At 62.3% G+C, this 24,249-nt stretch carries 22 protein-coding genes; 13 read left to right on the top strand and 9 right to left on the bottom strand.

Annotated elements, in window-relative coordinates; genetic code table 11:
- Together QD208_RS06105 and QD208_RS06100 are read left to right on the top strand one after the other, a co-directional pair.
- Nucleotides 1-436: hypothetical protein (locus QD208_RS06105; protein ID WP_279836193.1), on the top strand; the 436-nt coding region annotated here is incomplete at its 5' end.
- A 96-nt stretch (nucleotides 437-532) separates the two neighbouring features.
- A complete protein-coding gene (locus tag QD208_RS06100) occupies nucleotides 533-811 on the top strand; it encodes an SEC-C metal-binding domain-containing protein (RefSeq protein ID WP_153636314.1) in 279 nt (92 codons plus the stop codon).
- A 72-nt stretch (nucleotides 812-883) separates the two neighbouring features.
- Here the strand turns inward: QD208_RS06100 and QD208_RS06095 are convergent, their stop codons facing one another.
- Nucleotides 884-2,635, bottom strand: coding sequence for a cobalt chelatase (locus QD208_RS06095; RefSeq protein WP_153636313.1), 1,752 nt, complete (start codon nucleotides 2,633-2,635; stop codon nucleotides 884-886).
- On the bottom strand, nucleotides 2,632-3,732 hold the full coding sequence (locus QD208_RS06090) for an AAA family ATPase (RefSeq protein WP_242007674.1): 1,101 nt from the start codon (nucleotides 3,730-3,732) through the stop codon (nucleotides 2,632-2,634). Before QD208_RS06090 ends, QD208_RS06095 begins: the two co-directional genes overlap by 4 nt.
- Nucleotides 3,733-3,903: 171 nt before the next feature.
- On the opposite strand from QD208_RS06090, the gene thiO reads away from it, so the two are divergent.
- From thiO to QD208_RS06075, 3 genes are all read left to right on the top strand, one after another.
- Complete coding sequence (gene thiO / locus QD208_RS06085) at nucleotides 3,904-5,043, top strand: glycine oxidase ThiO (protein ID WP_153636312.1); 1,140 nt, start codon at nucleotides 3,904-3,906, stop codon at nucleotides 5,041-5,043.
- A gap of 263 nt (nucleotides 5,044-5,306) precedes the next feature.
- The gene (locus QD208_RS06080; protein ID WP_153636311.1) at nucleotides 5,307-5,693 is read left to right on the top strand and encodes a nuclear transport factor 2 family protein; all 387 of its coding nucleotides are present in this window, start codon (nucleotides 5,307-5,309) and stop codon (nucleotides 5,691-5,693) included.
- Between the two features lie 116 nt (nucleotides 5,694-5,809).
- Nucleotides 5,810-7,273 (top strand): FAD-dependent oxidoreductase, encoded by a 1,464-nt coding sequence (locus QD208_RS06075; RefSeq protein WP_279836183.1) that lies wholly within the window; start codon nucleotides 5,810-5,812, stop codon nucleotides 7,271-7,273.
- A 225-nt stretch (nucleotides 7,274-7,498) separates the two neighbouring features.
- Here QD208_RS06075 and QD208_RS06070 read toward each other — a convergent pair whose 3' ends face one another.
- On the bottom strand, nucleotides 7,499-9,118 hold the full coding sequence (locus QD208_RS06070; RefSeq protein WP_153636310.1) for a PLP-dependent aminotransferase family protein: 1,620 nt from the start codon (nucleotides 9,116-9,118) through the stop codon (nucleotides 7,499-7,501).
- 487 nt (nucleotides 9,119-9,605) lie between these two features.
- On the opposite strand from QD208_RS06070, the gene QD208_RS06065 reads away from it, so the two are divergent.
- The 4 genes from QD208_RS06065 to QD208_RS06050 all read left to right on the top strand — a co-directional run bounded on the left by QD208_RS06065 (nucleotide 9,606) and on the right by QD208_RS06050 (nucleotide 13,314).
- Nucleotides 9,606-10,697 (top strand): TRAP transporter substrate-binding protein, encoded by a 1,092-nt coding sequence (locus tag QD208_RS06065; protein ID WP_279836181.1) that lies wholly within the window; start codon nucleotides 9,606-9,608, stop codon nucleotides 10,695-10,697.
- Nucleotides 10,698-10,858: 161 nt separating this feature from the next.
- Nucleotides 10,859-11,452 (top strand): TRAP transporter small permease, encoded by a 594-nt coding sequence (locus QD208_RS06060; RefSeq protein WP_279836180.1) that lies wholly within the window; start codon nucleotides 10,859-10,861, stop codon nucleotides 11,450-11,452.
- Nucleotides 11,449-12,792 (top strand): TRAP transporter large permease, encoded by a 1,344-nt coding sequence (locus tag QD208_RS06055; protein ID WP_197738683.1) that lies wholly within the window; start codon nucleotides 11,449-11,451, stop codon nucleotides 12,790-12,792. Before QD208_RS06060 ends, QD208_RS06055 begins: the two co-directional genes overlap by 4 nt.
- Nucleotides 12,793-12,837: 45 nt before the next feature.
- The gene (locus QD208_RS06050; protein ID WP_043331347.1) at nucleotides 12,838-13,314 is read left to right on the top strand and encodes a universal stress protein; all 477 of its coding nucleotides are present in this window, start codon (nucleotides 12,838-12,840) and stop codon (nucleotides 13,312-13,314) included.
- Between the two features lie 191 nt (nucleotides 13,315-13,505).
- Here the strand turns inward: QD208_RS06050 and QD208_RS06045 are convergent, their stop codons facing one another.
- The 4 genes from QD208_RS06045 to dctP form a co-directional block, all read right to left on the bottom strand.
- Nucleotides 13,506-14,264 carry an IclR family transcriptional regulator gene (locus QD208_RS06045; RefSeq protein WP_043331346.1) on the bottom strand — a complete coding sequence of 253 codons (759 nt, stop codon included), beginning with the start codon at nucleotides 14,262-14,264 and terminating at the stop codon, nucleotides 13,506-13,508.
- Nucleotides 14,265-14,435: 171 nt separating this feature from the next.
- On the bottom strand, nucleotides 14,436-15,713 hold the full coding sequence (locus QD208_RS06040) for a TRAP transporter large permease (protein ID WP_054555518.1): 1,278 nt from the start codon (nucleotides 15,711-15,713) through the stop codon (nucleotides 14,436-14,438).
- A gap of 10 nt (nucleotides 15,714-15,723) precedes the next feature.
- Nucleotides 15,724-16,305, bottom strand: coding sequence for a TRAP transporter small permease (locus tag QD208_RS06035; RefSeq protein ID WP_082388272.1), 582 nt, complete (start codon nucleotides 16,303-16,305; stop codon nucleotides 15,724-15,726).
- A complete protein-coding gene (gene dctP / locus QD208_RS06030) occupies nucleotides 16,305-17,531 on the bottom strand; it encodes a TRAP transporter substrate-binding protein DctP (RefSeq protein ID WP_172978708.1) in 1,227 nt (408 codons plus the stop codon). The genes QD208_RS06035 and dctP overlap by 1 nt, the downstream gene beginning before the upstream one ends.
- A 711-nt stretch (nucleotides 17,532-18,242) precedes the next feature.
- Between dctP and QD208_RS06025 the strand changes: the two genes are divergently transcribed.
- The 3 genes from QD208_RS06025 (at nucleotide 18,243) to trxC (ending at nucleotide 21,723) form a co-directional block, all read left to right on the top strand.
- Entirely contained in the window at nucleotides 18,243-19,886 is a 1,644-nt protein-coding gene (locus QD208_RS06025) for a choline dehydrogenase (protein WP_153636308.1), read from the top strand.
- Nucleotides 19,887-19,965: 79 nt separating this feature from the next.
- Nucleotides 19,966-21,033 carry a YeiH family protein gene (locus QD208_RS06020; RefSeq protein ID WP_279836173.1) on the top strand — a complete coding sequence of 356 codons (1,068 nt, stop codon included), beginning with the start codon at nucleotides 19,966-19,968 and terminating at the stop codon, nucleotides 21,031-21,033.
- A 252-nt stretch (nucleotides 21,034-21,285) separates the two neighbouring features.
- Nucleotides 21,286-21,723 (top strand): thioredoxin TrxC, encoded by a 438-nt coding sequence (gene trxC, locus QD208_RS06015; protein ID WP_279836171.1) that lies wholly within the window; start codon nucleotides 21,286-21,288, stop codon nucleotides 21,721-21,723.
- Nucleotides 21,724-21,846: 123 nt separating this feature from the next.
- Here the strand turns inward: trxC and QD208_RS06010 are convergent, their stop codons facing one another.
- Nucleotides 21,847-22,668, bottom strand: a complete 822-nt coding sequence (locus QD208_RS06010; protein WP_279836169.1) for an SDR family oxidoreductase — start codon at nucleotides 22,666-22,668, stop codon at nucleotides 21,847-21,849.
- Nucleotides 22,669-23,134: 466 nt separating this feature from the next.
- On the opposite strand from QD208_RS06010, the gene QD208_RS06005 reads away from it, so the two are divergent.
- The gene (locus tag QD208_RS06005; RefSeq protein WP_043331343.1) at nucleotides 23,135-23,503 is read left to right on the top strand and encodes a hypothetical protein; all 369 of its coding nucleotides are present in this window, start codon (nucleotides 23,135-23,137) and stop codon (nucleotides 23,501-23,503) included.
- A 218-nt stretch (nucleotides 23,504-23,721) separates the two neighbouring features.
- On the opposite strand, the gene QD208_RS06000 is transcribed toward QD208_RS06005, so the two are convergent.
- Nucleotides 23,722-24,057, bottom strand: a complete 336-nt coding sequence (locus QD208_RS06000; protein WP_043331342.1) for a zinc ribbon domain-containing protein YjdM — start codon at nucleotides 24,055-24,057, stop codon at nucleotides 23,722-23,724.
- Nucleotides 24,058-24,249: the final 192 nt, after the last annotated feature.

The following is a 24,249-nucleotide window of genomic DNA, read 5'->3' as shown; positions in this document are numbered from 1 at the left end:
CCCCGTCGGTGGCGATCAGGCACCAACGGCAGGATTTGTGCAGTGTTTCCTTAATAGTGATTGTGTAGTTATAGACGGTGAAGGTATTTCTAATCTTTACGATACTTATTCTTTTAGATATAAGTCTTCAGAGAATAAAGTAAGTTATTTCTGGGACGATATGATTGAGGCTTTTACTTATCATATACTTAACAATAGTGCTGAGTATACTAATTTCATAAGTCATAGTGAAGCTGAGGAGGGTATTCGAGAGTTAGCTAGAAGCAATAGATTTGAGAGGCGAATGTTAGCGGAAACTTTTTTGGAGTTTTATTATAAGGCTGTACCATCAAAGCGTGGTACTAGGCTCATGATAGATCCATATGACTCAACCAAGGCATATCTTTTTTTGCACTTCCCGATATGTTTGCAGCAGACAACAGATATAGAAGATTAAGGCGAGAGTTGCTAGGAGGCTATTGTGCTATTAATTTGTATCTCAATAGAGGGGTTAGTAGAATATATGGTATAGGTTTTAAAACTCGTGAGAATAATGCTAAGCTCACTAGAGATTTTTTTTGGTGAAGGGCAAGATTTTGTTTCTCTCAAAGTAAATGAGCTAGATGCCGATTTCTATAATGAAGCAGAGAAGTTACACGATAGATATGTGGAAGATGGTCTGCTTGCCTCTAGAGAGATATTTAATAGAACTTCAAATGAATTTCCTGAGGCGCGAGAAGTAAAAGTAAGTAAGAAATTAAAAGGTAGCGCACGAAATCATCTTTGCCCATGTGGTAGTGGTTTGAAAGTCAAGAAGTGCTGTGGCATATGATTTAGATGAATGCCGTGGTTAAACAGCAACACTTTTCTCATATAACTTATAGCTTGTTAATTATGTTTCCCATTAGTTTATCCCCTGATGCCGGCACGCTAGCGCCATGTGATAGACGATTTCATCGGCGAGGGCGTTGTCGAGGGTGCGTTCAAGATCGATGATCAGCTGGTTGGGGTAGTAGGCGCTGAGGTCCAGCCCGACGCCGAGGCCGAGGATGGCCTGGCGGCCGGAGCGGGTCTGTTGCGCGACAACCTGCTTGAGGTGGCTGTCGAGGTACTGTTCATCATTGGCCATGTTGGTGGCGCTGTCACAGGGGCTGCCATCGGAGATGACGACCAGCAGACGGCGCGCGCCTTCGTCGGCAGGAGTGTTGTCCGCGAGTCGTGAGCAGGCCCATTGCACGGCTTCGCCATCCACGCCTTCGCGGTAGAGATCAGCCTTGAGCAGGGCGCCGAAGTTGCGGCGTGCACGTCGCCACGCCAGTGAGGCGGGCTTGAAGACCAGATACTGCACTTCATTCAGGCGGCCCGGACGCGCGGGCTTGCCGGCGCGTCGCCAGTCCTTCAGGGCGCGGCCGCCATTCCAGGCGCCAGTGGTGAAGCCGAGCACCTCGGTGGGCACACCGGCCATGTCGAGCGCGCGGGTGAGTATCTCGATCAGCATCGCCACCGCCTCGCCATGCACCTTCATCGAACCGGAGCAGTCGATCAGGAAGCTGACCTGCGCACTGGCCTCGGGCACCCAGCGCTCGCGCTGGAAGACCCGCCGCTCGGCCGGCGAGGAAATCACCTGACTCAGCCGCCGCCCATCGATGATTCCTTCCTCCTCCCCGAAGTGCCAGCCCTCACGCTGCGGCGAGCTGAAATGGCGCGCCAGCTGACGTGCCAGGCGCCGCACGTTGATCTTCTGCTCCGCCAGACGCGTATCCAGCGCCTGACGATACTCATCGAGCAGGGCAGCGCGCATGCGCCTGGCCGGTTCCAGCTCGCGGTCATAGGCCGTGGTGAACACCTGATAGGGCAGCAATTCCTCCGGTGCGCCACGCCGATGACTCGGCAGCTGCGACGCCGCCTGCTCCTCGAGCAGACTCGCTTCCTCATCCTCGTTTTCCAGAAACAGCGCGAAGCGCTGACTGGCCTCTGACTCGTCATCCTTCTCGCCGTCCTGCTCCTCCAGTGATTCGGCCAGTTCCTGCTCCAGCCACAGGCTGATGTTCAGCGCATGCTGCTGATAGGCCGCCTGATCGAAACGCGTGCGTCTCAGCCCCGCCATGTCAGCGCCCAGCGCCTGATAGAAGGAGGCGCGCGTCGTCTCGATGTAATCCTCCGTCTCGTGGATCACCGCACAGGCCATCAGGCGCGACCAGCACGACTGGATGACGCTGTAGATGAGGATGCCGCTGCTCGTCTCGGTCAGGCCCGCGTGATAGAAGGCCAGGCACCAGTCGGTGAAGCGCCGCGCCAGATTCTCCTTCACGCCGGGCATGTCAGGGTCGACCAGCGCCTCGACGCGCAGCTGCTCCAGCAGGTCATAGATCAGGCGGGTTTCCGGCAACGCCGGACGCGCCGCCAGATGCAGCGCCTCGTCGGTGTGGAGCAGGCGCAGCGCGATGGCATCGCTGACCGCGCGATAGTTGTCGAGCGTGCAGTCATCTTCCTCAAGGCGCAGATGCGGCGTGCGCAATGGCAGCGCCTGAGCATGCCGACTCAGACGCCGCCCCCGATAGGCCCAGCCGGCCTGACCGCTGAGTGCCCCGAGACTCGCCGCCGAAAGCTCCTCGAGATACTGCTGACGACGGCGTACCTGCTGGGCCGCACTCATGCCCGGGCTCCCTTGTCGCTGTCCTGTTCATCCATCAGGTCGCTCTCCATTAGCGCCGCGGATTCCTCCAGCTCCTTGGCGAAACAGCGCTGATAGAACTCGGCGACCAGCGGGCGCTCATGCTCATCGCACTTGTTGAGGTAGGAGAGACGGAAGGCCAGCGCCGGATTGCGGAAGATCTCGCAGTTCTCCGCCCAGGTGATCACGGTACGCGGCGACATCAGGCTCGACAGGTCGCCATTGGCGAAGCCCTTGCGGGTGAGGTCGGCCACCGCGACCATCGCGCGAATCAGGGCGCGGCCACGCTCGTTGTCCTTGGCGGGCACACGCGCCAGCACGATCTTCACCTCTTCCTCACGCGGCAGGTAATCCAGCTTGGCGACGATGTTCCAGCGGTCGATCTGCGCATGGTTGAGCAGCTGGGTGCCGTGATAGAGCCCATCCTGATTGCCAAGCCCGACGGTATTGGCGGTGGCGAACAACCGGAATTGCGGATGCGGGCGAATCACGCGGTTCTGATCCAGCAGCGTGAAGTGGCCGTCACGCTCCAGAATGCGCTGGATGACGAACATCACGTCCGGACGGCCGGCATCGTACTCATCGAAGATCAGCGCGATGGGGCGGGTCAGCGACCAGGGCACGATGCCCTCCTGGAATTCGGTGACCTGCACGCCGTCGCGAATCACGATGGCGTCCTTGCCGACCAGGTCCAGCCGGCTGACATGGCCATCGAGATTGACGCGCAGGCACGGCCAGTTGAGACGCGCGGCGATCTGCTCGATATGGGTCGATTTGCCGGTGCCGTGCAGGCCCTGAACCATCACGCGGCGGTTGTTGGTGAAGCCGGCGAGGATGGCGAGGGTGACATCGGGATTGAAGCGATAGGCGTGATCGATTTCCGGCACGTGGGCGTCGCGCTCCACAAATACCGGCACCTTGAGGTCACTGTCGATGCCGAACAGCTCGCGCACGCCGCGCAGCTCAGTGGGCTGCAACTGACCGGCGGGCAGCGGCTGCTCGGCAGAGGCGGCGGGGCCTGCATCGCTACTGGCAGAGCTTGTATCACTGCTGGAAGGCGTCAAGGTGGCGTCGCTCACGGGGTGTCTCCCTCGTCATTCTTGTTGGTGGCTGCCCGGTGGACCTGTCGCGGGGAGACAGGCAAACCGGGCGGCGGCAATGCTGTGAATATAGCTTTGTTTCTAAAAATAATGCAAATCGTATCGAAATATGAGATTTGTGATTATTCATTCCCCGCAGGAGCAAGGCAGATGAGCGATACCCTGATCATTGGTGGCGGCGTGATGGGCATGATGATGGCGTGGCAGCTGGCCGAGGCCGGCCAGACGGTCACGCTGCTGGAGCGCGGCCAGTGCGGACGCGAGGCATCGTGGGCCGGTGGCGGCATCGTCTCGCCGCTGTATCCGTGGCGCTATTCGAGCGCCATCTCGTCACTGTCACGCTGGTCAGAAGGCGAGTACCCCAGGCTTGCCGAGGCGCTCAAGGACGCCACCGGCATCGACCCCGAATACCGCCAGAAGGGCCTGATCTATCTGCGGGTCGAGGATGAGGCGCTGGCGCTGGACTGGGCGCGCACCCAGCACAAGCCGCTGGAGGTGATCGAGCGTGAGGCGCTCTATGCGCGCGAGCCGCATCTGGTCAGCGGCCATCAGCAGGCGCTGTGGATGCCGACGCTCGGCAGCATCCGCAATCCGCGACTCGGTCAGGCGCTGCGTGCGCGTCTGCTGGCGCATCCGCGTATCCGGGTGCGTGAAGACTGTGAGGTCACGCAGCTGGTGCTTGCCACGCCGTCGCGTGTCACGGGCGTCCGGCTTGTTGATGAGACCGTCAGCGCAGACAACGTCGTGGTGTGTGGCGGCGCCTGGAGTGGCAAGTTGCTGGCGGCCGCCGGCGTGCTGCTGCCGGTGCGCCCGGTGAAGGGCCAGATGATGGTCTTCAATCCGGTGGCGGCGGGGCTTTGCAGTGTGGATGAGCCGCTGCTGTCGCGGGTGGTGCTGTGCGATGGTCGCTACGTGATTCCGCGCGCCGATGGGCGGATTCTGATCGGCTCGACCCTGGAGCATCAGGATTTCGACAAGTCCACCACCGCGCAGGCACGCGAGTCGCTGCATGCCAGCGCCGCGAGCATTCTGCCGGCGCTGGGTGAGCTGGTGCCGGAGCATCACTGGGCCGGCCTGCGTCCGGGTACGCCGGATGGCACGCCCTTCATCGGCGCGGTGCCGGGGCTTGATGGCCTCTACGTGAATGCCGGTCACTATCGCAATGGCCTGGTGCTGGCGCCCGCCGCCACGCGCCTGCTCAGCGACATCCTGCTCGGGCGCGAGAGCTTCATGTCAGCGGAGGCCTTCATGCCACCGGGCGTGGCAGCGCCCACGGCCCTCGCAGGCTGACTCTCCCCAGGGCGGCGCTTGGTTGGCGATTGGACGGCCTTGGTACAGCATCAGCGCGGCGCGATGGGACCAGTTGGCGCCAGGGCAGCCCCCTTGGTGCCAACTGGCCCAATCGGTGGCTGCCAACTGGTGCTAAAGGGCGGTGCGAGTGTCGGCGTAGTCTCGGGTCATGGCGCAGCGCTTGCTGCCGCTCATCAGCTCAACAACAAGCTCAGCCAAAAGCTCAACAACAAGCCCAACAACAAGACTGCGGAGCCCGACCCATGACTCACCAAGCCACCATCGAACTGCTGACCGCCTTCTGCGACGCCCTCAACCGTCACGACATCGACGACTGCCTGTCGATGATGACCGATGACTGCGAATTCCTCGCCATCGCCGGGCCGGAACTCGAAGGCAAGACCTTCGCCGGTCAGGACGCCGTGCGTGCGGGCCTCTCCGCCGCCTGGCAGAACGCGCCGGATGCCCAGTGGATCGACACGGAAATCTTCGCCGATGGCGAGCGTGGCTTCGTCATCAGCACCTATACCGGCACCACCGCCGATGGCGCGCGCAGCGAAGCGCGCATGATCGACGCCTTCACGCTGCGAGACGGCAAGATCGCGATCAAGAACGCCTTCCGCAAGAACCGTCCGCCCGTCAACGTCTGAGCGCCAGCGGCGCACCGACCAGGGAAGAGGTTTCTGAAGCTGTCTTTGCCTCGGGGGCAGCACGTCATGGCGTCAGGTCATGGCGTGCGCCCCGCGGGTGAGAGGAGGTGTTCGAGATGGAAACTATCGTGCAGCACGGCGCCCGGCCGTCGGACATGGGCAACGAATCAGAGCAGCGTCCGGCCACTCAGGCCTCGCGGCCGTATGACCCGGCCTACGACCCGCTGGTGAGTGCCACCCCCGGCGAAGGGCGCGACTACGCGCCGACCTACTGGGTCGCCACCGCCGGTGAGCCGCCGGCAGACGATGGCCCGGTGATGGGCGATATCGACGCCGATGTGGTGATCGTCGGCTCCGGCTTCACGGGGCTGACCGCCGCCATCGTGCTGGCCGAGAAGTACGGCATCAAGGCCACCGTGCTGGAGGCCAATCGGGTCAGCTGGGGCTGTTCGACCCGCAATGGCGGTCAGGCGCAGTGTGCCACCGGTCGCCTCAAGCGTTCGCAGTGGATCGAGCGTTACGGGCTCGAGGCCGCCCACGGCCTGCACCGCGAGTGCGTCGAGGGCATGGAGAATTTCAAGGAGCTGATCAAGGACATCGACTGCGATCCGCAGCCGGGCGGCCATCTGTACATCGCCCACCGCGAGCGCATGATGCCGGGGCTGGAGAAGGAAGCGCGCCTGTTGCGCGAGACCTTCAACTACGATGCCCGCATCATCGATGGCGCCACGGTGCGCAATGAGTGGGTCGGTGATGAAGAGGCCTGCGGTGCGATGCACGAGCCGGAAGGCATCGGCGTGCACCCGGGCAAGTTGGCCTTCGGCTATCTGCGCAAGGCGCGCCGCCTGGGCGTCAAGGTGCACCCGGCAAGCCCGGTGGAGAGCTGGGAGACCCGCGATGGCGTGCACTATCTGACGACGCCGGGTGGCGTGGTCAAGGCGCGCTCGGTGGGCATGGCGACTGGCGGCTACACCTCCGGCAAGCTGCATCCGGAGCTCGACAAGCGCCTGATGCCGGTGCTCTCCAACTCGCTGGTGACGAGCCCGCTGACGGCGCAGGAAATCGAGGCGACCCGCTTCCATACCCATCAGGTGCTCACCGACACCCGCGTGCTGCGCCACTACTATCGCCTGCTGCCGGACAACCGCCTGCAGATCGGCAGCCGCAGTGCCGTCTCGGGGCGTGATGCGCCCAAGGCGCAATACGAGCAGCTGCTGATCGCCGACATGCACCGCAAGTTCCCCGCGCTGAGCGGCATCGAGGTCGATTACTCCTGGTGGGGCTGGGTGGATGTCAGCCACGACATGATGCCGCGCATCCATCAGCCGGACCCCAAGCAGAGCATCTATTACGCCATGGGCTATGGCGGCAACGGCGTGATGTATTCCGCCCAGGCGGGCAAGCGCCTCGCTCAGTGGATCGCCAGGGACGCGGCGGATCTGGTGCTGCCGATCTTCCAGTCACGCCTGCCGTATCCCAATGTGCTCAACAAGGTCGAATCCCCGCTGTTTGCGCCGTTCCGTCGCACCGGTCAGCGTTGCCTGTATCGCTGGTACGCGATGAAGGATGAAGCGCAATAGGTGTGACTTGGCACTGATGCCACGATGACCCGGATGCTCCCGTATTGATCGCGCTTCATGATCAGTGAGGGAGCATCTTTGTTATCCATAGGATAATCATTGCGAGTTATCGTTGCTTGGGAATGGGCAGGGTTTGCCTCAGCCATGGCCGATACGGCGGCTCGCCTCGCCTTTTTTCTCCTTGCCTTTCATCTCCTCGCCTCTCATCTCCTCGCAAGGATCAGGCTAGCTGGCGCGCTGTTGACGTGATGCGCCGTGGGGAGTGGGCAGGGCGGGCTGAGGGGGTAACGGCTGTGCTTGTGTTTCCGGTGCGTCCGTCTTCGTTGCGTCCATCTCCGGTGCTTCTGTCTCTGCGCCTGCAACTGACGGCGCCTCCTCCATCGCCAGCGGCACCTGCGCGGCCAGCTTGAGGATGCCGGCTTCGATGCGTGATTCCGGAATCGCCGAGAAGCCAAGCCGGAAGTAGTGGCGGTGGCTGCTGCGATCGCAGAAGAAGTGCAGGTCACCGACCTCGATCAGGATGCTCTGCTCACGGGCGAGGGCGGCCAGGCGGTGGGCATTCAGGCTCTTCGGGCCGTGCATCCAGAAGCAGGAGCCGCCGTAGGTGGCCGGCGTGCTCATCATCGGTAGATGGCGCTGGATGGCGTCACGCATCAGCAGGAAGCGACGCTGCATCACCTGGTGCATCTGATTGATCAGGCTGTCGTGATAGCCGCGCGCGATGAAGAGTCCCACCGCACGCTGATTGTTGGTCGGCGGATGGCGCAGCATCAGGCGGCGCAGGGCGCGGGCCTCTCGAATCAGGGTCGGGTGCGCGACCATGTAGCCCAGACGCAGACCGGGGGCGAGGGTCTTGGAGAGGCTGCCGACATAGATGACGCGCTTGTGGCGGTCGAGGCTCTTGAGCGCGGGTGTCGGGTTGTCGGCGTAGTTGCTCTCGCTCTCGTAGTCGTCCTCGATGATCAGGAAGTTGCCGGTCTCGGCCATGTCCAGCAGCTGGCGGCGGCGCTCCAGCGGCAGGGTGATGGTCGTCGGCGACTGGTGGCTGGGCGTGACATATACCAGGCGGCAGTCCTTGAGCGATTCCAGCGGCTGCATGCCCTTGTCGTCGATGGGCAGCAGCTGGATGTCATCGGTGAAGGTGCTGGCGATGTTGTACATGTCGACGTAGCCGGGGTTCTCCATCGCGAAGCGCTGGCCCTGCTTGAGCAGCAGCATGCAGCTGATCCACAGCGCCTGCTGGGTGCCCACCGTGATCAGGATTTCCTCCGGGCTTGCCCAGACGCCGCGGCGGGGCAGCAACCGCTGGTGGATCTGCTCGATCAGCAGCGGGTCGTCATTGTTGAGGTGGTCCACCGACCAGCTGCGAATCGACGGCACGCTCATCGAGTCGCGGCTGCATTCGCGCCAGTGCTGGGTGGGGAAGAATTCCGGGTCCAGCTGGCCATAGAGAAAGGGGTAGTCGTACTGGTGCCAGTCGCCGGGCTTCTCGATGGCGCGCTGCACAGAGGGCTTGAAGGCCAGCCGCTCATCCCAGTCAAGGCTGTCGGCCTCGATGTCATTGAGGCGCACCGGCGTGTCGGCGCGACCCTTGAGAATCTCGGGATTGATGAAGTAACCGCTGCGCTCGCGGGCGATCAGAAAGCCGTCTTCCAGCAGCTGCTCATAGGCCAGCATCACGGTATTGCGCGCGACATTCAGCTCGCGGGCCAGCTTGCGGCTGGAGGGCAGCGCGACATCACGTGGCAGATGGCCTTCGAGAATCGCCTGGGAAATCTGCTCGCGAATCTGGAATTGCAGGCTTTCCTTGCGCGAGGAATCGAGGTGAAACAGCGGGTGGCTCATGCGTGTTCTCTATTGTTTTCGCGAGCGTGTCGTCACGAGGACTTTCCAGCGGAAGTGTCCGTTTTATATGCATTTTCTGTACCTGATTGCCCCGCGGTGCGCCGTCAGTGAGTGGCGCGTGTGACACTGCTTGCCCTGAGGTGGCAGCCACCGGTACGGCTTCATTGAGGCAGACCCCTGTCGGGAGAGCAATAGCCAGCCGGGACTGGCCCCATCGATGCCGACGGACTGGTTCTATCGAGGAATGGCGCACGGGGAGAAAGTGATCTGGCAGGTACAACGAAAGCACAGTTCAAGCACGACGCGACTTCACACTCCCTTTCCTGGGGCTGTAGATGAGCAGGTGATGGCAATCGTGAATGACATGAGGCGCTGCAGGATAGTGGTGCAGACGCCAGGTCATTGACGATATGAGGTGCAGTACCCCGCTCGCTATCACGCGCAGCCGTCAGGAGCCCGCAACAACAATAACGACGGGACAGACAAGATGATCGACTCGACACAGACCCTTTCAGACCTCCGCTTGCTGACTCGCACTGGCGTATCTCGCACCAGTGTATCTCGCACCAGTGCCTTCAAATCCTCGCTGGCCGTCGCGGTGGCTGCCGCGAGCCTGAGCATGGCCGCCGGCGCCAATGCCGCGACCTGGAAGATGGCCCTCGGCGATGCGGCCGGCGGTACCCAGTATGAACTGGGCAAGACCTTCGCAAGCCTGGTGGAAGAGAAATCCGGCGGCGACATCAAGGTGGACCTGTTCCCCAACGGCCAGCTGGGCAGCGAGCAGGATACCGTCAACAACGCCAGCATGGGGCTCGTTGACCTGTCCGTGGTGGCGATCAACAACCTGACGCCATTCTCGCCGACCGTCGGCGTGCTGACCCTGCCGTATGTCATCCACGGCCCGGACGATGCCAAGGCGCTGACGCAAGGCAAGATCGGCGATGAGCTGCGCGAGAATACCCTGCGCGATTCCGGTATCCGCATTCTGGGCTGGGCCTATTCCGGCTGTCGTCGTCTGACCAATTCCAAGCAGGCGGTCGCCTCACCGGAAGACCTGGAAGGCATGGTCATTCGCGTGCCCAAGAACGAGATCATGATCTCCTCCTACCAGTCCTGGGGCGTCAACCCCAACCCGCTGGCGTGGTCCGAGACCTTCACTGCCCTGCAACAGGGTGTCGTCGATGGTCAGGACAATCCCTACATCACCATCGATGCCATGAAGTTCTATGAGGTGCAGAACCACGTCACCGACAGCTGTTACGTGTTCTCGATGGAACCGCTGATCATGGGCGAAGGCACCTTCCAGAGCCTCAGCGAAGAGAATCAGCAACTGGTGCTGGCCGCCGGTGAAGAGGCGACTTCGCACAGCTACGACTATCTGCTGGCCACCGAGGATTCCATCAAGAAATCACTGGTGGAAGAGCACGGCATGACCATCACCCAGCCCGCCAATGACGAGAAGGAATGGATCGCCAAGGCCTCCAGCATCTGGCCGGACTTCTACGACAGCATCGGCGGCCGCGACAAGCTGGTCGAGGTGCTCGAGACCCTCGGACGTGATCCGTCCAGCGCGCCCTGATGACCTCCTGAACGGCTGAGGCTTTCAAGGCCCGCCCGGATTCCCCTGCCTGCCGGCACCTGTCATGAGCATGCCAGGAGCATGTCGTCGACATGTGATCGCTGGCAGGGGAAACGTGGCGTCAAGTGGTCATCGCTGGCGATGTCGGGGGATGTGTATCCATGCGGGTATTGTTGAAGTTTCTGGATAATATCGAGAACTATCTCTGCCAGTTCCTGCTGGTGGTGTTCGTCATCATTCTCTTCACGCAGATCATGCTGCGTAACCTTTTCAGCTACTCGATTCCCTGGGGAGACGAGTTGGCGACCTATGCCTTCGTGTGGTTTGCCTATCTAGGCGCCGTCTACGCCACACGCATGTCGGCGCATAACCGCGTGACCTTCCAGTTTCGATTCCTGCCGCGTTGGGTGGAAACCCTCTGCGGTGTGCTGACCGATATCATCTGGATCGCCTTCAATGCGGTGTTCATCTATTACAGCTACGACTTCGTGTTCAACAAGATGAATCTGTTCTGGAAGTCACAGACGCTGGGTGTGCCGATGAAGTACTTCTATCTGATTCTGCCGCTGGCCTTTACCGCCATGACGGTGCGCATCATCCAGACCAATTATCTCAAGTTCGTGCGCAAGGAAGACATCGTGGACCCGGATTCCCAGGCAATGGAGGAATTGAAGCAGGGCGGTGACGGCCAGGCCACTGATCCACAGGCCAGCGACGCACAGCTCAGTGACAGACAGGAGGGCGGCAAGTCATGATCGATTCCACCATCATCTACATCCTGTTTGGCGTCTTCTTCCTGCTGCTGGTGCTGGGTGCACCGATCACCGTCTCGCTGGGTGTCGCGGCGCTGGCGACCTATCTGAGCATCGATGAAAACCCGATGGCGTTCGTGCAGATCGCCTTTACCTCGGTGGGTTCCTTCCCGCTGATGGCCTTGCCGGCCTTCATTCTGGCCGGGGCGCTGATGGAGGCCGCCGGCATCTCGCGACGGCTGGTCGATATCGCCGAGGCCTTCGCCGGACCGGTAACTGGGGGGCTCGCCGCCGCCACGGTATTTGCCTGCATGTTCTTCGGTGCGATTTCCGGCTCGGGACCTGCCACCACGGCGGCGGTCGGCATGCTGATGATTCCGGCGATGGCCAAGCGCGGCTACGACCGTGGCTATGCCTCGGCGATCACGGCCTCTTCCGGTGGGCTGGGGGTGGTGATTCCACCGTCGATCCCGATGGTGATCTTCGGGATTTCCGGCATGGGCCTGCAGCCGCCGCCCGAAGCGGTGGCCATGCACGGGGATTTCCAGACCCTGTCCATCCCGAAACTGTTCATCGCCGGCGTCATGCCCGGCGTGGTGATCGCCGGCTTCCTGCTGATGATCAACTACGTGATCTCGAAGAAACGCGGCTATCGCGGGCTGACCAACAGCTGGTCGTGGCCCCATATTCGCGCCACCTTGAAGAAGGGCGTCTGGTCGATGCTGGCGCCCTTCATCATCCTGGGCGGTATCTACAGCGGCCTCTTCACGCCGACCGAATCCGCCATCGTCGCCATCGTCTACACCCTGATCGTCGGCATCTTCCTGCACAAGGAACTCAAGTGGAAGCCGACGCTGCGTACCCTGGAGACCACCACCTGGATCACCGGTCGCGTGCTGCTGATCCTGTTCACGGCGACGGTCTTCGGGCGGTTGCTGGTCGAGCAACGCGTGCCGGCGCATATCGCCGAGGGCATGCTGGCGATGACCGATAACCTCTACCTGATCTGGGCGATGATCATCTTCTTCCTGCTGTTCGTCGGCATGTTCATGGAGACGCTGGCCGCGATCATGATTCTCACCCCGGTGCTGCTGCCGATCATGTACATGCTGGGGATGGACCCGGTGCACGTCGGCATCGTGGTGGTCTGCGCCTTGGCCATCGGCTTCCAGACGCCGCCATTGGGGGAGAACCTCTTCGTGGCCTCGGGGATAGGCGGGGCCTCCATCGAGGAGATTTCCCTGAAGGCATTACCGTTCGCGGCGGGCTCGGTGGCGGCCATCTTCCTGATCGCCTATGTGCCTGAAATCTCGCTGTGGCTACCCAGGGTGATGGGTTACTGAAGCGCCATCTGAACGCTAGCCCTGCAATGAACGAGGAGAAGGACGATGCCGGCAGTCAAACGAATTCTGTGTTGTGTAGGCCTGCGCGGAGACTGCGAGCGGGTACTGGCGCGCTCGGTGTGGTTGGCGGGTGCGACGGGCGCCGAGCTGCATGTGCTGCATACCGTCAAGTCATTGTCGGATGACGTGATGAACACTCTCAAGGTCAACATCCGCCACAAGCCGACGCTGGAGGGCCTGATGCAGCAGCGGCTCGATCAGGCCAAGGAGAGTCTGGAAAAGATGCTGGAGGACTTCTGGAGCACTCATGACAACGGCGACCCGCGGCCGGTGATCGCCGGACTGAATGTGGTGGAGGGCTATCCGGCCTCGGAGATCATCCGCTACGCCACGCGCCATGACTGCGACATGATCATCATGGCCACCAACAAGCGCGGCTTCGTGGCCTCCTATGCGGGCAAGGTCACCAAGGGGGTGATCAAGCGCGCCAGCATTCCGGTGGTGGTGGTACCGACGCCCTGACCACAGGAGAGAGACGCTTGAGGGATAGCGGTACTCAGCAAGTTGGCACATGAAAAACGCTCGCCCCCGCAGACAATCACTGTCTGCGGGGGCGAGCGTTTTGGATCATGGCCCATCGTCAGCGTGGCTCAGGTGTCACACGGGGCTGGACGGGATTGCCTCTTGAGGCATGTGCGCACAGGGCGCACGCCTCAGAGCGTGCCTTCCAGCTCAGTGGCGATCTGGCGCATCAGCGGTGCCCACTCCAAGAGGGAGTCGATGGAGTGGCGCAGGCGCGGCGCGTGGATCGCCAATGTCGCCTGGATCTGGCCGACCTCATCGAAGACCGGCACCGCGATGGCGACCATGCCCTGGATGAACTCCTCATCATCGGTACTCAGCTGGTTGCGCGCCACGGTGTCGAGCGCCTCTTCCAGCGTGGCCCGCGAGGTCAGGGTGCAGGGCGTGTGCGCTTCCAGCGCCAGATGGGCGAGCAGGGCGCGGCGGCGATGCAGCGGCATCAGCGCCAGAAACAGCTTGCCGCTCGCGGTGCAGTGCAGCGGCAGGCGTGAGCCGGGCGCCAGCTGGATGCGCACTGGCCAGTTGGTTTCCACGCGGTCGTAATACATCACCTCGTGGCCATCGAGCAGCGTCAGGTTGCAGGTCTCGCCGACTTCCTTTGCCAGCCGTTCCAGCAGGACACGGCGCGGCACCTTGAGGCCCTCATTGGCCAGTGCGCCCAGCGACATGCGCCGAAAGCGCGGGCCGGGCAGCAGGTGACGGCCATCCAGATCACGGCTGATCAGCTGCTGTTCTTCCAGTTGCTTGAGCAGGCGATGGACGGTCGGCTTGGGGATGTCGAAGCGCTTCTCGAGGTCGGCGGCGCTGACGGCGTGCTGGGTGGTGACGATTTCTTCCAGCAGGCCGAGTGCGCGAAAGAGCGTCGAATTGGTGGGCGTGTCTTTGCTCATCTAGTGTCCTCATCCTGCTGTCGGGCACATGTCACTCGGGGTGACCGGGGCCGACAGGGGCAGGGTGGCAAGGCGTCAGTGCATCGATTCATCACGGCAGTGGGCCCCTTGGCGAAGGCTGCCCTGATGAGACGAAGACAGCCCCTCGCGGGGCTGTCGATGAGGCTAGTGTTACAGGTTTACCAGGAACAGGGAAAGGGAAGGCACCAGGCAGATGGCCAGCCAGCAGGCGATCAGCGCGATGAAATAGGGAATCACGTATTTCACCAGTCTGACGTAGGAGATGCCGGTGATGCTGCTGGCCACGTACAGGTTGAGCCCGAAGGGTGGCGTGACGAAGCCGATGGCGGCACCGACCAGGAAGATGACCGAGAAGTGGATCGGATCGACCCCGGCCTGCTGGGCGATGGGCGCGAGAATCGGCGCCAGGATGATCGTCACCGGCAGGCTTTCCAGAATCATGCCCGCCAGCAGGATGATCAGCATGCAGGTGCCCAGCGTCAGGTAGTAGTTGTCGATGCCGCTGAGCATCTCGCTCAGCGCCTGACCGGCACCCAACACCGACAGCAGCTGCTGCATGACCACCGAGATGGCGATCAGCGGTGCCAGCATGCCGGCGATCTGGCCTGAGCGCAGCATGATGGTCGGCAGCTTCCTGAGGCTGATCTCGCGGGTGATCAACAGCCCCGCGATCATGGTGAATCCCACGGTGATGGCGGCGGCTTCGGTCGGCGAGAACTTGCCCGAGTAGATGCCGTAGACCACCACGCCGATGGTCGCGAAGCCCAGATAGGCCTTGCGCGCCAGTCTGGCGCTGACACCGGCCTTGAAGGGCTGCAGCTGGCCCCAGCCATTCTTGCGCGCCACCAGATAGCAGGCGCCCATCATCGCGACCACCATCAGGGCGCCCGGCACCATGCCGGCGATGAACAGGTCACTGATCGACAGGTTCATCATGAAGCCGTAGACGATGAAGATGATGCTGGGCGGAATGATGATGCCCACGGTGCCGCCGGAGGCCGCCGTGGCGGCGGCGAAGCGTTCGTCATAGCCGTTCTTGACCATCTCGGGCTGCATGATCGAACCGATGGTGGCGGTGGTGCCGGCGTTGGAGCCGGAAATCGCCGCGAACAGCCCACAGGCGCCGAGGGTCGACATGCCCATCCCGCCGCGCATCCAGCTCAGCGTCGAGTAGGCGAAGTCGGAGAGTCGCTTGGCGATGCCCGCCGCGTTGATCAGGTCCCCCGTGAGGATGAACAGCGGCAACGCCAGCAGGCCGAAGAAGCTCAGGCCCTGGAAGAGGGTGACGCCGACATTGGCCAACGTGAAGTCGATCACCAGACTGGTGCCGACCACCCACAGGCCGATGACGAGGAAGATGGGCACGCCGAGCAGGAAGAAGGCGGTCACGCCCGCCGTGATCAGGGAGATCCAGATACCGTCTGTCATGCTGACCTCCTCAGTCCATGATGGACGGTTGCAGGTTGAAGGAATCGCCGCGGCGATAGCGCGCCCAGTCGGCGTAGAGGTTCTGCAGTACGCGATAGATGATCATCACCCACGCCAGCGGCGTGGCGAGGTAGAACCACCACTGCATGACGTTGTCGGTGCCCGGCACGATGGCGTAGTTGTCGTAGGCCAGCGTCACCTGGGTGGTGGTGAAGTAGATCACCATCAGCCCGAAGCCGATCCACAGCACGGCATCGAGGATCAGGCAGGCGAACTGGCCACCGCGCGGCAGCTTCATGCGGATCTCGTTGAGGCTCAGGTGGGTGCGCTTCTTGACGTTGAGCGAGGCCCCGAACCAGGTCAGCCACAGGAACAGCAGCACGGGAATGCTGGTGCTCCAGGGGGCCTGCAGGCCGAAGAAGAAGCGCCGGATGACTTCGACGAAGATGATGCCGGCCATGCCGGAATAGGCGATCAGGATGACGACCTGTTCCAGGTGGGCGTCCAGCCACAGGAAGGGACGCGCCCAGGGCGCGGCCTTCTTGAGGGCAGGTTTCTTGGTCGGTTGGCTGAAGATGGTGGTATCGCCCATTACCCCCTCCACCAGCGCTGCGGCTTGACGTTGACGGCGGCGACATCACGCGGAATCTCGCGCGCGACATCATGGATTTCCTGATAGATGTCGAGACCGCCGGACCACTTGTTGAGGCGTTCGCGCCACTGCTCCCACGGCTCGGGATTGAATTCCGGCGAGCACATCTGCTCCGCGCGTGAGCGTTCGGCGTCCGACAGCGGCGCCACGCGCACGTTGTTCTCGGCGAAGACGGTGCCGGCGGCGGGGTGCTCGGTGGCACCGACGATCTCGAAGCGCCCGGCCTCGTTCATGCCCTGGGTGAAGATCTGCGCGCAGTAGGCGGACTCCATCACCTGGTCCTGCAGCTCGGAACCGAGGCTGTCGAACTTGGGCAGGCTCATGCCGGTGTGCTCGGTGCCGGCGAAGAAGCGCAGGTCGACCGCCTGGGACACCACTGGTGCCATGCCGGCGTAGGCCACGGCGCTCATCCAGGTCTCGGCGCCATCCAGCAGGCCCTGACGCAGGCCATCGAGGGTCTCTTCCCAGGCGACCGGCACCGGGTTCAGGCCCAGCTGCTCCATCGCGATGCGGCCCATCTGGGTGCCGGTGACGCGATTCTTGGTGCCCTTGAGGTCATCGATGCTGGTGACCAGCGGTTTGTCCTGCCACTTGAGGCCGAGCATGATGCCGCGCAGGTCACAGTGGGTGAACAGGAACTGCAGGTTGTGGCGCTGGCGCAGCGGTTCGCGCAGCAGCTGCTCACTCTTCTTGTGATAGAAGAAGTGGAACATCGAGGCGACGGTGGGGAACAGGTAGGCGAAATCCAGCACGTTCAGATACGGCGCGCTGCCCGAGGAATTCTGGGTGGAGGCCGAGTAGATATCGACGATGCCCTGCTGGGTCTTGCCGACGCAGTCCAGCTGGTTGCAGACCTCGTTGCTGCCCATGAACTCGACGCGGATGGCGCCGTTGGTGCGCTCTTCCAGGTCGCGCGCGAAGAACAGCTGACCGGATTTCTGGATATCGAGATTGCGCTCATTGAAGCCCGAGGCACCGAAGCGCAGCTGGAACTTGGGCGCTGTCTTGTAGCGTTTCTGCTGCTCCTGGTCGGCGGCGCGCGCCAGCGTGGACGCGGTGAGACCTGCGCCGAGGCCGGTGGCGGCCAGCAGGGTCGAGGTCAGACCGAAGCGACCCGAGATGTCGAGGAAGTCACGGCGTGACAGCTTGCTGAGTGGCGATGGCATGGTAGTGCTCCCGGTATTGTGTTTGCTTTTGTGGTGGGATGCAGGCCTGGCGGCCGGGAAGTGATGTCGTATCACTCGCCCTGTGTTGGCGTTGTTATGGGTCTTGCGGTGCGGGGCTTGCTTCCGCTGCTTGTCTGGCAAGCCGTTCGTTGATCACTTCTTTAGCCAAGTGATTGTTTATCCTTCCTTATTTGCTGTCCTGATTTGCCCGTCTTTATTTGTCAGGCGTTTTCGCAGTGCCTGTTCAGAGTGTGTCTGTTCAGCGAGTGTCTTTTCTGAGCATGTCTCTTCAGAGAGTGTTTTTTCAGAGCATGTCTCTTCAGAGAGTGTCTGTTCAGAGCGTGCTGGGGCGCTTGTCAGACATATCCGCTATTTCTTCAAAGCCTCTCCAAAACCACTCCAAAGTCTCTTCAAATTCTCTCCACTCCCTCTTCAAACTCTCCTCAATCATGTCTCCAGAGCCCATGAGCCCTGCTTCTGGCCTCTCTGGTGACTGCCATTGATGGCGGTCTGTGTCGTTCTCGCTAGTTCGTATTACATAGTTGGTCGTATAACGAGACGAAAAGTACCGTTACCGGCGTTTCAAATCTCAATGTAGGGCACTTTTTCAGCTTTGGCAAAGATATTGAGACAATACGTTTCGTATTTGACGAATCCAATTTTTGATACCATGATTATGAGACAATATGTCTCGATATGGTATATAAAATAATGAAAACAACACGTTACGCCAATGCCGACGCATCAGCCGCCTATGACTACATCGTGATCGGAGCGGGTTCAGCCGGTTGCGTGCTAGCCAATCGTCTAACCGAAGACCCCTCCATCAAGGTCTTGCTGCTGGAGGCCGGCGGCTCGGACTGGAATCCGTGGATTCATGTGCCGGTGGGCTACTTCAAGACGATGCATAACCCGGCCACCGACTGGTGCTATCTCACCGACCCTGACAAGGGCATCAATGGTCGCCGGCTGCAGTGGCCGCGGGGCAAGGTGCTGGGCGGTTCCAGCTCGCTCAATGGGCTGCTGTATATCCGTGGCCAGCACGAGGATTACGACGACTGGGCGGCCGCGGGCAATCAGGGCTGGGACTACGCGTCAGTGCTGCCGTACTTCCGCAAGTCGGAGTGTCAGGCGCGCGGCGCCAACCAATGGCACGGCACCGATGGGCCGCTGCATGTCTCTGACCTGCGCCTCAAGCGCGAGATCGCCGAGCGCTTCATCGAGGCGGCGGTGGAGGCGGGGATTCCGCTCAACCAGGACGTCAATGGCGAGCGCCAGGAAGGGGTCGGCTATTTCCAGCAGACCACCTACAAGGGCCTGCGCTGCAGCACGGCCAGGGCTTTCCTGCGCCCGGCGCTCACGCGCAGCAATCTGACGCTGGTCAAGCATGCGCACTGTCGCCGCGTGTTGCTGGAAGGCAAGCGTGCGGTAGGAGTGGAGTACGAGGTGAAGGGCACGATCCACACGGCACGCGCCGAGCGCGAGGTGCTGCTGTCCAGCGGCGCCATCGGCAGCCCGCAGATTCTGCAGTGCTCCGGTATCGGTGAGCCCGAGCATCTGGCCAGTGTCGGCGTCGAATGCCTGCACGCGCTGCCGGGGGTCGGGGAAAACCTGCAGGACCATCTGCAGGTACGGCTGGTGTTCAAGACCCAGTGCCGCACCCTCAATGACGAGGTACGTCATCCGCTCAAGAAGCTGGCGGTCGGCACCCAGTACCTCTTCACGCGTACCGGCCCGCTGACGCTGGCAGCCAGTCAGGTGTGCGCCTTTACCCAGTCGCGCGAGGGGCTGACGCGCCCCGACATCCAGTTCCACATGCAGCCGTTGAGTGCCGACAAGCCCGCCGATGGCGTGCATCCGTTCTCGGCGTTCACGTCCTCGGTGTGTCAGCTGCGCCCGCACAGTCGCGGCCAGGTGCGCATCACCAGCGCCGACGCCAGCATCTATCCTTCCATCCAGCCCAACTATCTCAGTGCCGAGGAAGACCGCCGCGTGGTGGTCGATGCCATCAAGGTGGCGCGGCGTATCGCCCAGGCAGCGCCGCTGGCCTCGGTGATCAGCGAGGAGTACGTGCCGGGCGCGCACTACCAGAGCGATGAGGAGTTGCTGGAAGCCGCGCGTCAGTTCAGCCAGACCATCTATCACCCGGCGGGCACCTGCAAGATGGGCCACGATGCGCTGGCGGTGGTGGATGACGAGCTGCGTGTCCATGGCCTGCACGGCTTGCGCGTGGTGGATGCCTCGATCATGCCGGTGATCGTGTCCGGCAATACCAATGCGCCGACCATCATGATCGCCGAGAAGGCCGCCGACATGATCAAGGCCGCCCAGGTGAACATGGCCCAGGCCAGCTAGCAGGCCTGCGTGCCTGAACGACACATCGCGGCGGGGCAGCTTGCCCGTCACCGCTTGCTGGTCTTCAAGAGGAATCCGCGTGGCCACTGACAACAGTTCATCACTGCACGACACACCCACCCCGCCCACCAGCCTGTGGCGGACCCTGGAAGGGTGCGTGCGCACCATCATGCCGGGCCTGTTGATCTGCATCATCATCGCGCTGGCGACCACCTTCATCGCCGATCATTACGGCGGCCCGACGCTGCTCTATGCGCTGCTGTTCGGCATGTCGCTGCACTTTCTCTCCGAGGAGGGGCCGTGCAAGGCGGGCATCGAGTTCGCCTCCAAGACGGTACTGCGCCTTGGCGTGGCCCTGCTGGGCGTGCGCATCACGCTGGAGCAGGTCGCGAGTCTCGGCCTCGGCCCGGTGATCACGGTGGTGCTCGGGGTGGTGGCGACCATCCTGTTCGGCGCGCTGCTGGCCCGCGTGATGGGGCTGGACCGCGACATGGGGCTATTGACCGGCGGCTCGGTGGCCATCTGCGGTGCCTCGGCGGCACTGGCGCTGTCGGCGGTGATGCCGCGCAACGCCACCAGCGAGCGCCACACCATCATGACCGTGGTCGGGGTGACGACCCTCTCGACCGTGGCGATGATCACCTATCCGCTGATCGTCAGGTTGCTGGGGCTGGATGATGCCGAGGCTGGCATCTTCCTCGGCGGCACCATCCATGACGTGGCTCAGGTGGTGGGCGCGGGCTATATCATCTCCGAGCACACCGGGGACGTCTCGACTTTCGTCAAGCTGCTGCGGGTGGCGATGCTGGTGCCGGCGGTGATGGTCTTCATGCTGCTGTTCCGCAGTGCGCGCCAGGCCAATGGCGATGAGGGCGGCAAGGTGCCGATGTTCCCCACCTTCCTGATCGCCTTCGTGGCACTGGTGTTGATCAACAGCCTCGGCTGGGTGCCAAGCGTCGCCGTGGAAGGCTTCACTGATCTGTCGCGCTGGTGTCTGGTGGCGGCGATTGCCGCGCTGGGCGTCAAGACGTCGTTCCAGAAGCTGGCGGTGGTGGGCTGGAAGCCGGTGATACTGATGGTGGTGGAAACCCTCTTCCTGCTGGTGCTGGTGACGCTGTGCATCAAGTTCGGGCTGGCCAGCATCTGAGCGACGCTTGGGTGTGCTAAAGCGCGAAGGGCCCCGCCGTGACTGGCGGGGCCCTTCAGGTTGAGGGCAGGGGGGCGTTCAATTCGTTCAGTTCGTTCAGATCAGGCGGGCTCATACAGCCAGCCAATCAGGGCGATAAGGTGGCTCAATTGCTTCCTGGCCCACGAGTCGTATGATCTGCGCTTATCGGTACGCATCTGACGGTTGACCGTCACGTGGCGCGCCGCATCCCCATTTCTCTGGAGTCCGATCATGTCTGAATCCCTCGTGCTGGCCTGTCCGCAATGTCTCGCTCTCAATCGTGTGGCCACCGCGCGTCTGGATGACAACCCCAGCTGCGGCAAGTGCAGCGCCGCCGTACTGCCCAAGGAGCCGCTGGAACTGACCAGCGACAACTTCGAGGCTCTGGTGGTGCGCAGTGAAATGCCGGTGGTCATCGACTTCTGGGCCAGCTGGTGTGGCCCGTGCAAGATGATGGGGCCGATCTTCAATGAAGTCGCCGCGCAGATGGGCACCCGTGTGCGTTTCGCCAAGATCGACACCGAAGCCCAGCAGGCGCTGGCCGGTCGTTTCGGCATCCGCAGCATTCCGACGCTGCTGGTGATTAAGCAGGGCAAGGAGCTGGCGCGCGAATCAGGCGTGATGCAGGCCGGTCAGCTCAAGCAGTGGCTGGCACCGCACGCGGTGTGACCACGGCCCGCTCAAGACAAGTCCGCAGTTGAGCGTTCAGGGAAACCCGGACGCAGCTCAAGAACTGACAACGCCTGACGTGCAATCGCGTCAGGCGTTGTCGTCTCAGTCCGCCTTGTCGTATCAGTCGACGTAAACCATCTTGCGCGTCATGCCGCCATCGACGACATGATTCTGGCCGGTGATGAAGCCGGCCTTGTCCGAGATCAGGAAGGCCACCAGCGCGGCGATGTCATCGACATGGCCGACGCGCCCGACGGGGTGCTGGGCGTGGTCTTCGTCACTCAGCGACTCGGCCTCGCCGCTTTTCTGCAGGGCGCTGACGTCGATCCAGCCCGGGCTGATGGCATTGACGCGAATCTCCGGCCCCAGACTCATCGCCATGGCGTGGGTGAGGGCGACGATGCCGCCCTTGCTGGCGGCGTAGGCTTCGCTGTGCGGCTCGGACTGCAGCGCGCGGCTGGAGGCCAGATTGACGATGCTGCCGCCAGTCTCGCGCAGATGACGCGCCGCATGCTTGGCGGTCAGGAAGCTGCTGGTCAGGCTGGTGTCGAGTACCTGGTGCCAGCGCTCGAGTGACAGCTCCTCAAGCTTGCCCTGGAAGGGATCGGCGATCGCGGCATTGTTGATCACCGCGTCCAGCCGCCCGAAGGCCTCGCAGGTAGCCGCGATGCTGGCGGCCACGGATTTCTCGTCACGCACATCCAGCGTGAAGACGCGCAATCGCTCGCCGATGTCTTCTGCGGGCTGCTCCCCCGACGGCTCTGCAGGCTCCTCTGCGAGCCCGCTCGCCTGTCGCTTCTTCATCTCTCGATATTGCTGGCCTGCCTCGGCATCGATATCCGCCACGGCCACGCGCCAGCCGTGGGCGAGCAGGTAGTCGCTGATGCCGCGGCCGATGCCTTGAGCACCGCCGGTGATATAGGCCACCTTGGCTGTCTTCATGTCATTCTCCTGATGAGGTGCCGGCAGGGCGATGTGACGAAGCGCTTCACACATGCCTCGTCGATGGCGCGGTGTGCCCCTGCGGGCAATGATATAGGTGCGGTTGGCGCGCGAGACAAGGGCGGTGCTGCAGATGCGCGCGCGGCGCCCATGCCTCAGCATGACAGGCCTCAGAGTCGTGATGGGGCTGGCGAGTGGCGCGGCGCCTCACGGCCTGCGTTGAGGACTGATCCTGATGGCTGATTCTATTGGTCAGGGAGTTATCGCCTCGCGTGGCAGCTGTCAGACTGTGCATGAGTCCACGTCAGGCGTCAGGTGCGTCTGGGTGACCACGAGATATCGCCATTCGATGCGAGGGGCGAGGAACTCGACTGCCGGGCCGTTGCCCGAGTCCCCTCAAGCCGCAAGCGAGTGAATGAGCGAGCGGGTAGCTCCCGATGAAGTATCAGTCGCGCGAGGAATGAAGATGAACAAGGGGATGCAACACTGGCTGGCGATGGTGGCCGTGGCGGTGATGCTGATGGCCACAACGGGATGCGATGGCGTCAATGGCCCGCGCCCTACCAGCGTGGCGACGCTGCTGGAACACTCCGAGGCCTGGCAGGGCGAGCAGGTGGCCGTGCAGGGCAGGGTGCGCAGCGAAGACGTGCCCAACCGCTATTGGCTGGAAGGCGAAGGACAGCAGCGCTTGGAACTGCTGCCACCGGAGCGCATCGGTGCCTATATCGGGCGCGAGGTCCAGGTGAGTGGCCGCTTTGAATTCGAGGTCGGCGGTCAGCGCCGCATACGCCTGTCCAAGGTCACGCCGCTCGACAAGACGTCGCCTGAGGAGTGAGTGAGCACTTGCTGGGGTGGTGGGCTGGAGCGGGCTTGAGAGGACTGGAGCGTATTGGCGCGGGCCAGGGCTAGCCAAAGCGGACTGAACAAGGCGCCTCGGCAAGCCGGAAATGGCGGGCTGGAAACGATAGTCCGAAAACGACAGTCCGCAAACGACGATGCCCCGTCGCGCACAGAGCGCAGGCGGGGCATCGTCGTGTCAGGCGAGCGGATCGATCAGGCTTTCTTGACGAAGATCGACTTGAGCTTCATCGGGCCGACGCCATCGATCTTGCAGTCGATGTCGTGATCGCCATCCACCAGGCGGATGTTCTTGACCTTGGTGCCGACCTTGACGACGGAGGAGGTGCCCTTGATCTTCAGGTCCTTGATGACGGTGACGGTATCGCCATCGACCAGCTCGTTGCCGTTGGCATCGCGGAATACCGGGCCGGCTTCCTCGACGGCGGCTTCCTTGGACCACTCATGGGCACATTCAGGGCAGACGTACTGCATGCCATCGTCGTAGGTGAATTCGGAATTGCAGGCCGGGCAGTTCGGGAGGGCGCTCATCACGGTGTCCTGAAAGCTGTCTCGCGCTTCACCCGCTCACAAGACGGGCGAAGATTCAGGCAGAGACATGGTGTTGGAAGGCGCGCATCGGGCTCAAGCGGTGCGCGAACGGCGGCAAGCCTACACCGATTCCATGACAGCGACCATCCAGTGCGGCCCTTGGTCGCAATCAGCGCGCGCCATTGTGGCCTC

The sequence above is a fragment of the Cobetia sp. 29-18-1 genome (genome assembly GCF_029846405.1).
Taxonomy (GTDB): Bacteria; Pseudomonadota; Gammaproteobacteria; order Pseudomonadales; family Halomonadaceae; genus Cobetia; species Cobetia amphilecti.
Note: the sequence above shows the minus strand (reverse complement) of the source record. Positions and strands in the feature narration are given on the sequence as shown.

Bases quoted from the DNA above. Each gene is read 5' to 3' on its own strand.
- QD208_RS06100 (WP_153636314.1), top strand. From the start codon at position 533: ATGCTAAGCTCACTAGAGATTTTTTTTGGTGAAGGGCAAGATTTTGTT.
- QD208_RS06095 (WP_153636313.1), bottom strand. From the start codon at position 2,635: ATGAGTGCGGCCCAGCAGGTACGCCGTCGTCAGCAGTATCTCGAGGAG.
- thiO (WP_153636312.1), top strand. From the start codon at position 3,904: ATGAGCGATACCCTGATCATTGGTGGCGGCGTGATGGGCATGATGATG.
- QD208_RS06080 (WP_153636311.1), top strand. From the start codon at position 5,307: ATGACTCACCAAGCCACCATCGAACTGCTGACCGCCTTCTGCGACGCC.
- QD208_RS06075 (WP_279836183.1), top strand. From the start codon at position 5,810: ATGGAAACTATCGTGCAGCACGGCGCCCGGCCGTCGGACATGGGCAAC.
- QD208_RS06070 (WP_153636310.1), bottom strand. From the start codon at position 9,118: ATGAGCCACCCGCTGTTTCACCTCGATTCCTCGCGCAAGGAAAGCCTG.
- QD208_RS06065 (WP_279836181.1), top strand. From the start codon at position 9,606: ATGATCGACTCGACACAGACCCTTTCAGACCTCCGCTTGCTGACTCGC.
- QD208_RS06060 (WP_279836180.1), top strand. From the start codon at position 10,859: ATGCGGGTATTGTTGAAGTTTCTGGATAATATCGAGAACTATCTCTGC.
- QD208_RS06055 (WP_197738683.1), top strand. From the start codon at position 11,449: ATGATCGATTCCACCATCATCTACATCCTGTTTGGCGTCTTCTTCCTG.
- QD208_RS06050 (WP_043331347.1), top strand. From the start codon at position 12,838: ATGCCGGCAGTCAAACGAATTCTGTGTTGTGTAGGCCTGCGCGGAGAC.
- QD208_RS06045 (WP_043331346.1), bottom strand. From the start codon at position 14,264: ATGAGCAAAGACACGCCCACCAATTCGACGCTCTTTCGCGCACTCGGC.
- QD208_RS06040 (WP_054555518.1), bottom strand. From the start codon at position 15,713: ATGACAGACGGTATCTGGATCTCCCTGATCACGGCGGGCGTGACCGCC.
- QD208_RS06035 (WP_082388272.1), bottom strand. From the start codon at position 16,305: ATGGGCGATACCACCATCTTCAGCCAACCGACCAAGAAACCTGCCCTC.
- dctP (WP_172978708.1), bottom strand. From the start codon at position 17,531: ATGCCATCGCCACTCAGCAAGCTGTCACGCCGTGACTTCCTCGACATC.
- QD208_RS06025 (WP_153636308.1), top strand. From the start codon at position 18,243: ATGAAAACAACACGTTACGCCAATGCCGACGCATCAGCCGCCTATGAC.
- trxC (WP_279836171.1), top strand. From the start codon at position 21,286: ATGTCTGAATCCCTCGTGCTGGCCTGTCCGCAATGTCTCGCTCTCAAT.
- QD208_RS06010 (WP_279836169.1), bottom strand. From the start codon at position 22,668: ATGAAGACAGCCAAGGTGGCCTATATCACCGGCGGTGCTCAAGGCATC.
- QD208_RS06005 (WP_043331343.1), top strand. From the start codon at position 23,135: ATGAACAAGGGGATGCAACACTGGCTGGCGATGGTGGCCGTGGCGGTG.
- QD208_RS06000 (WP_043331342.1), bottom strand. From the start codon at position 24,057: ATGAGCGCCCTCCCGAACTGCCCGGCCTGCAATTCCGAATTCACCTAC.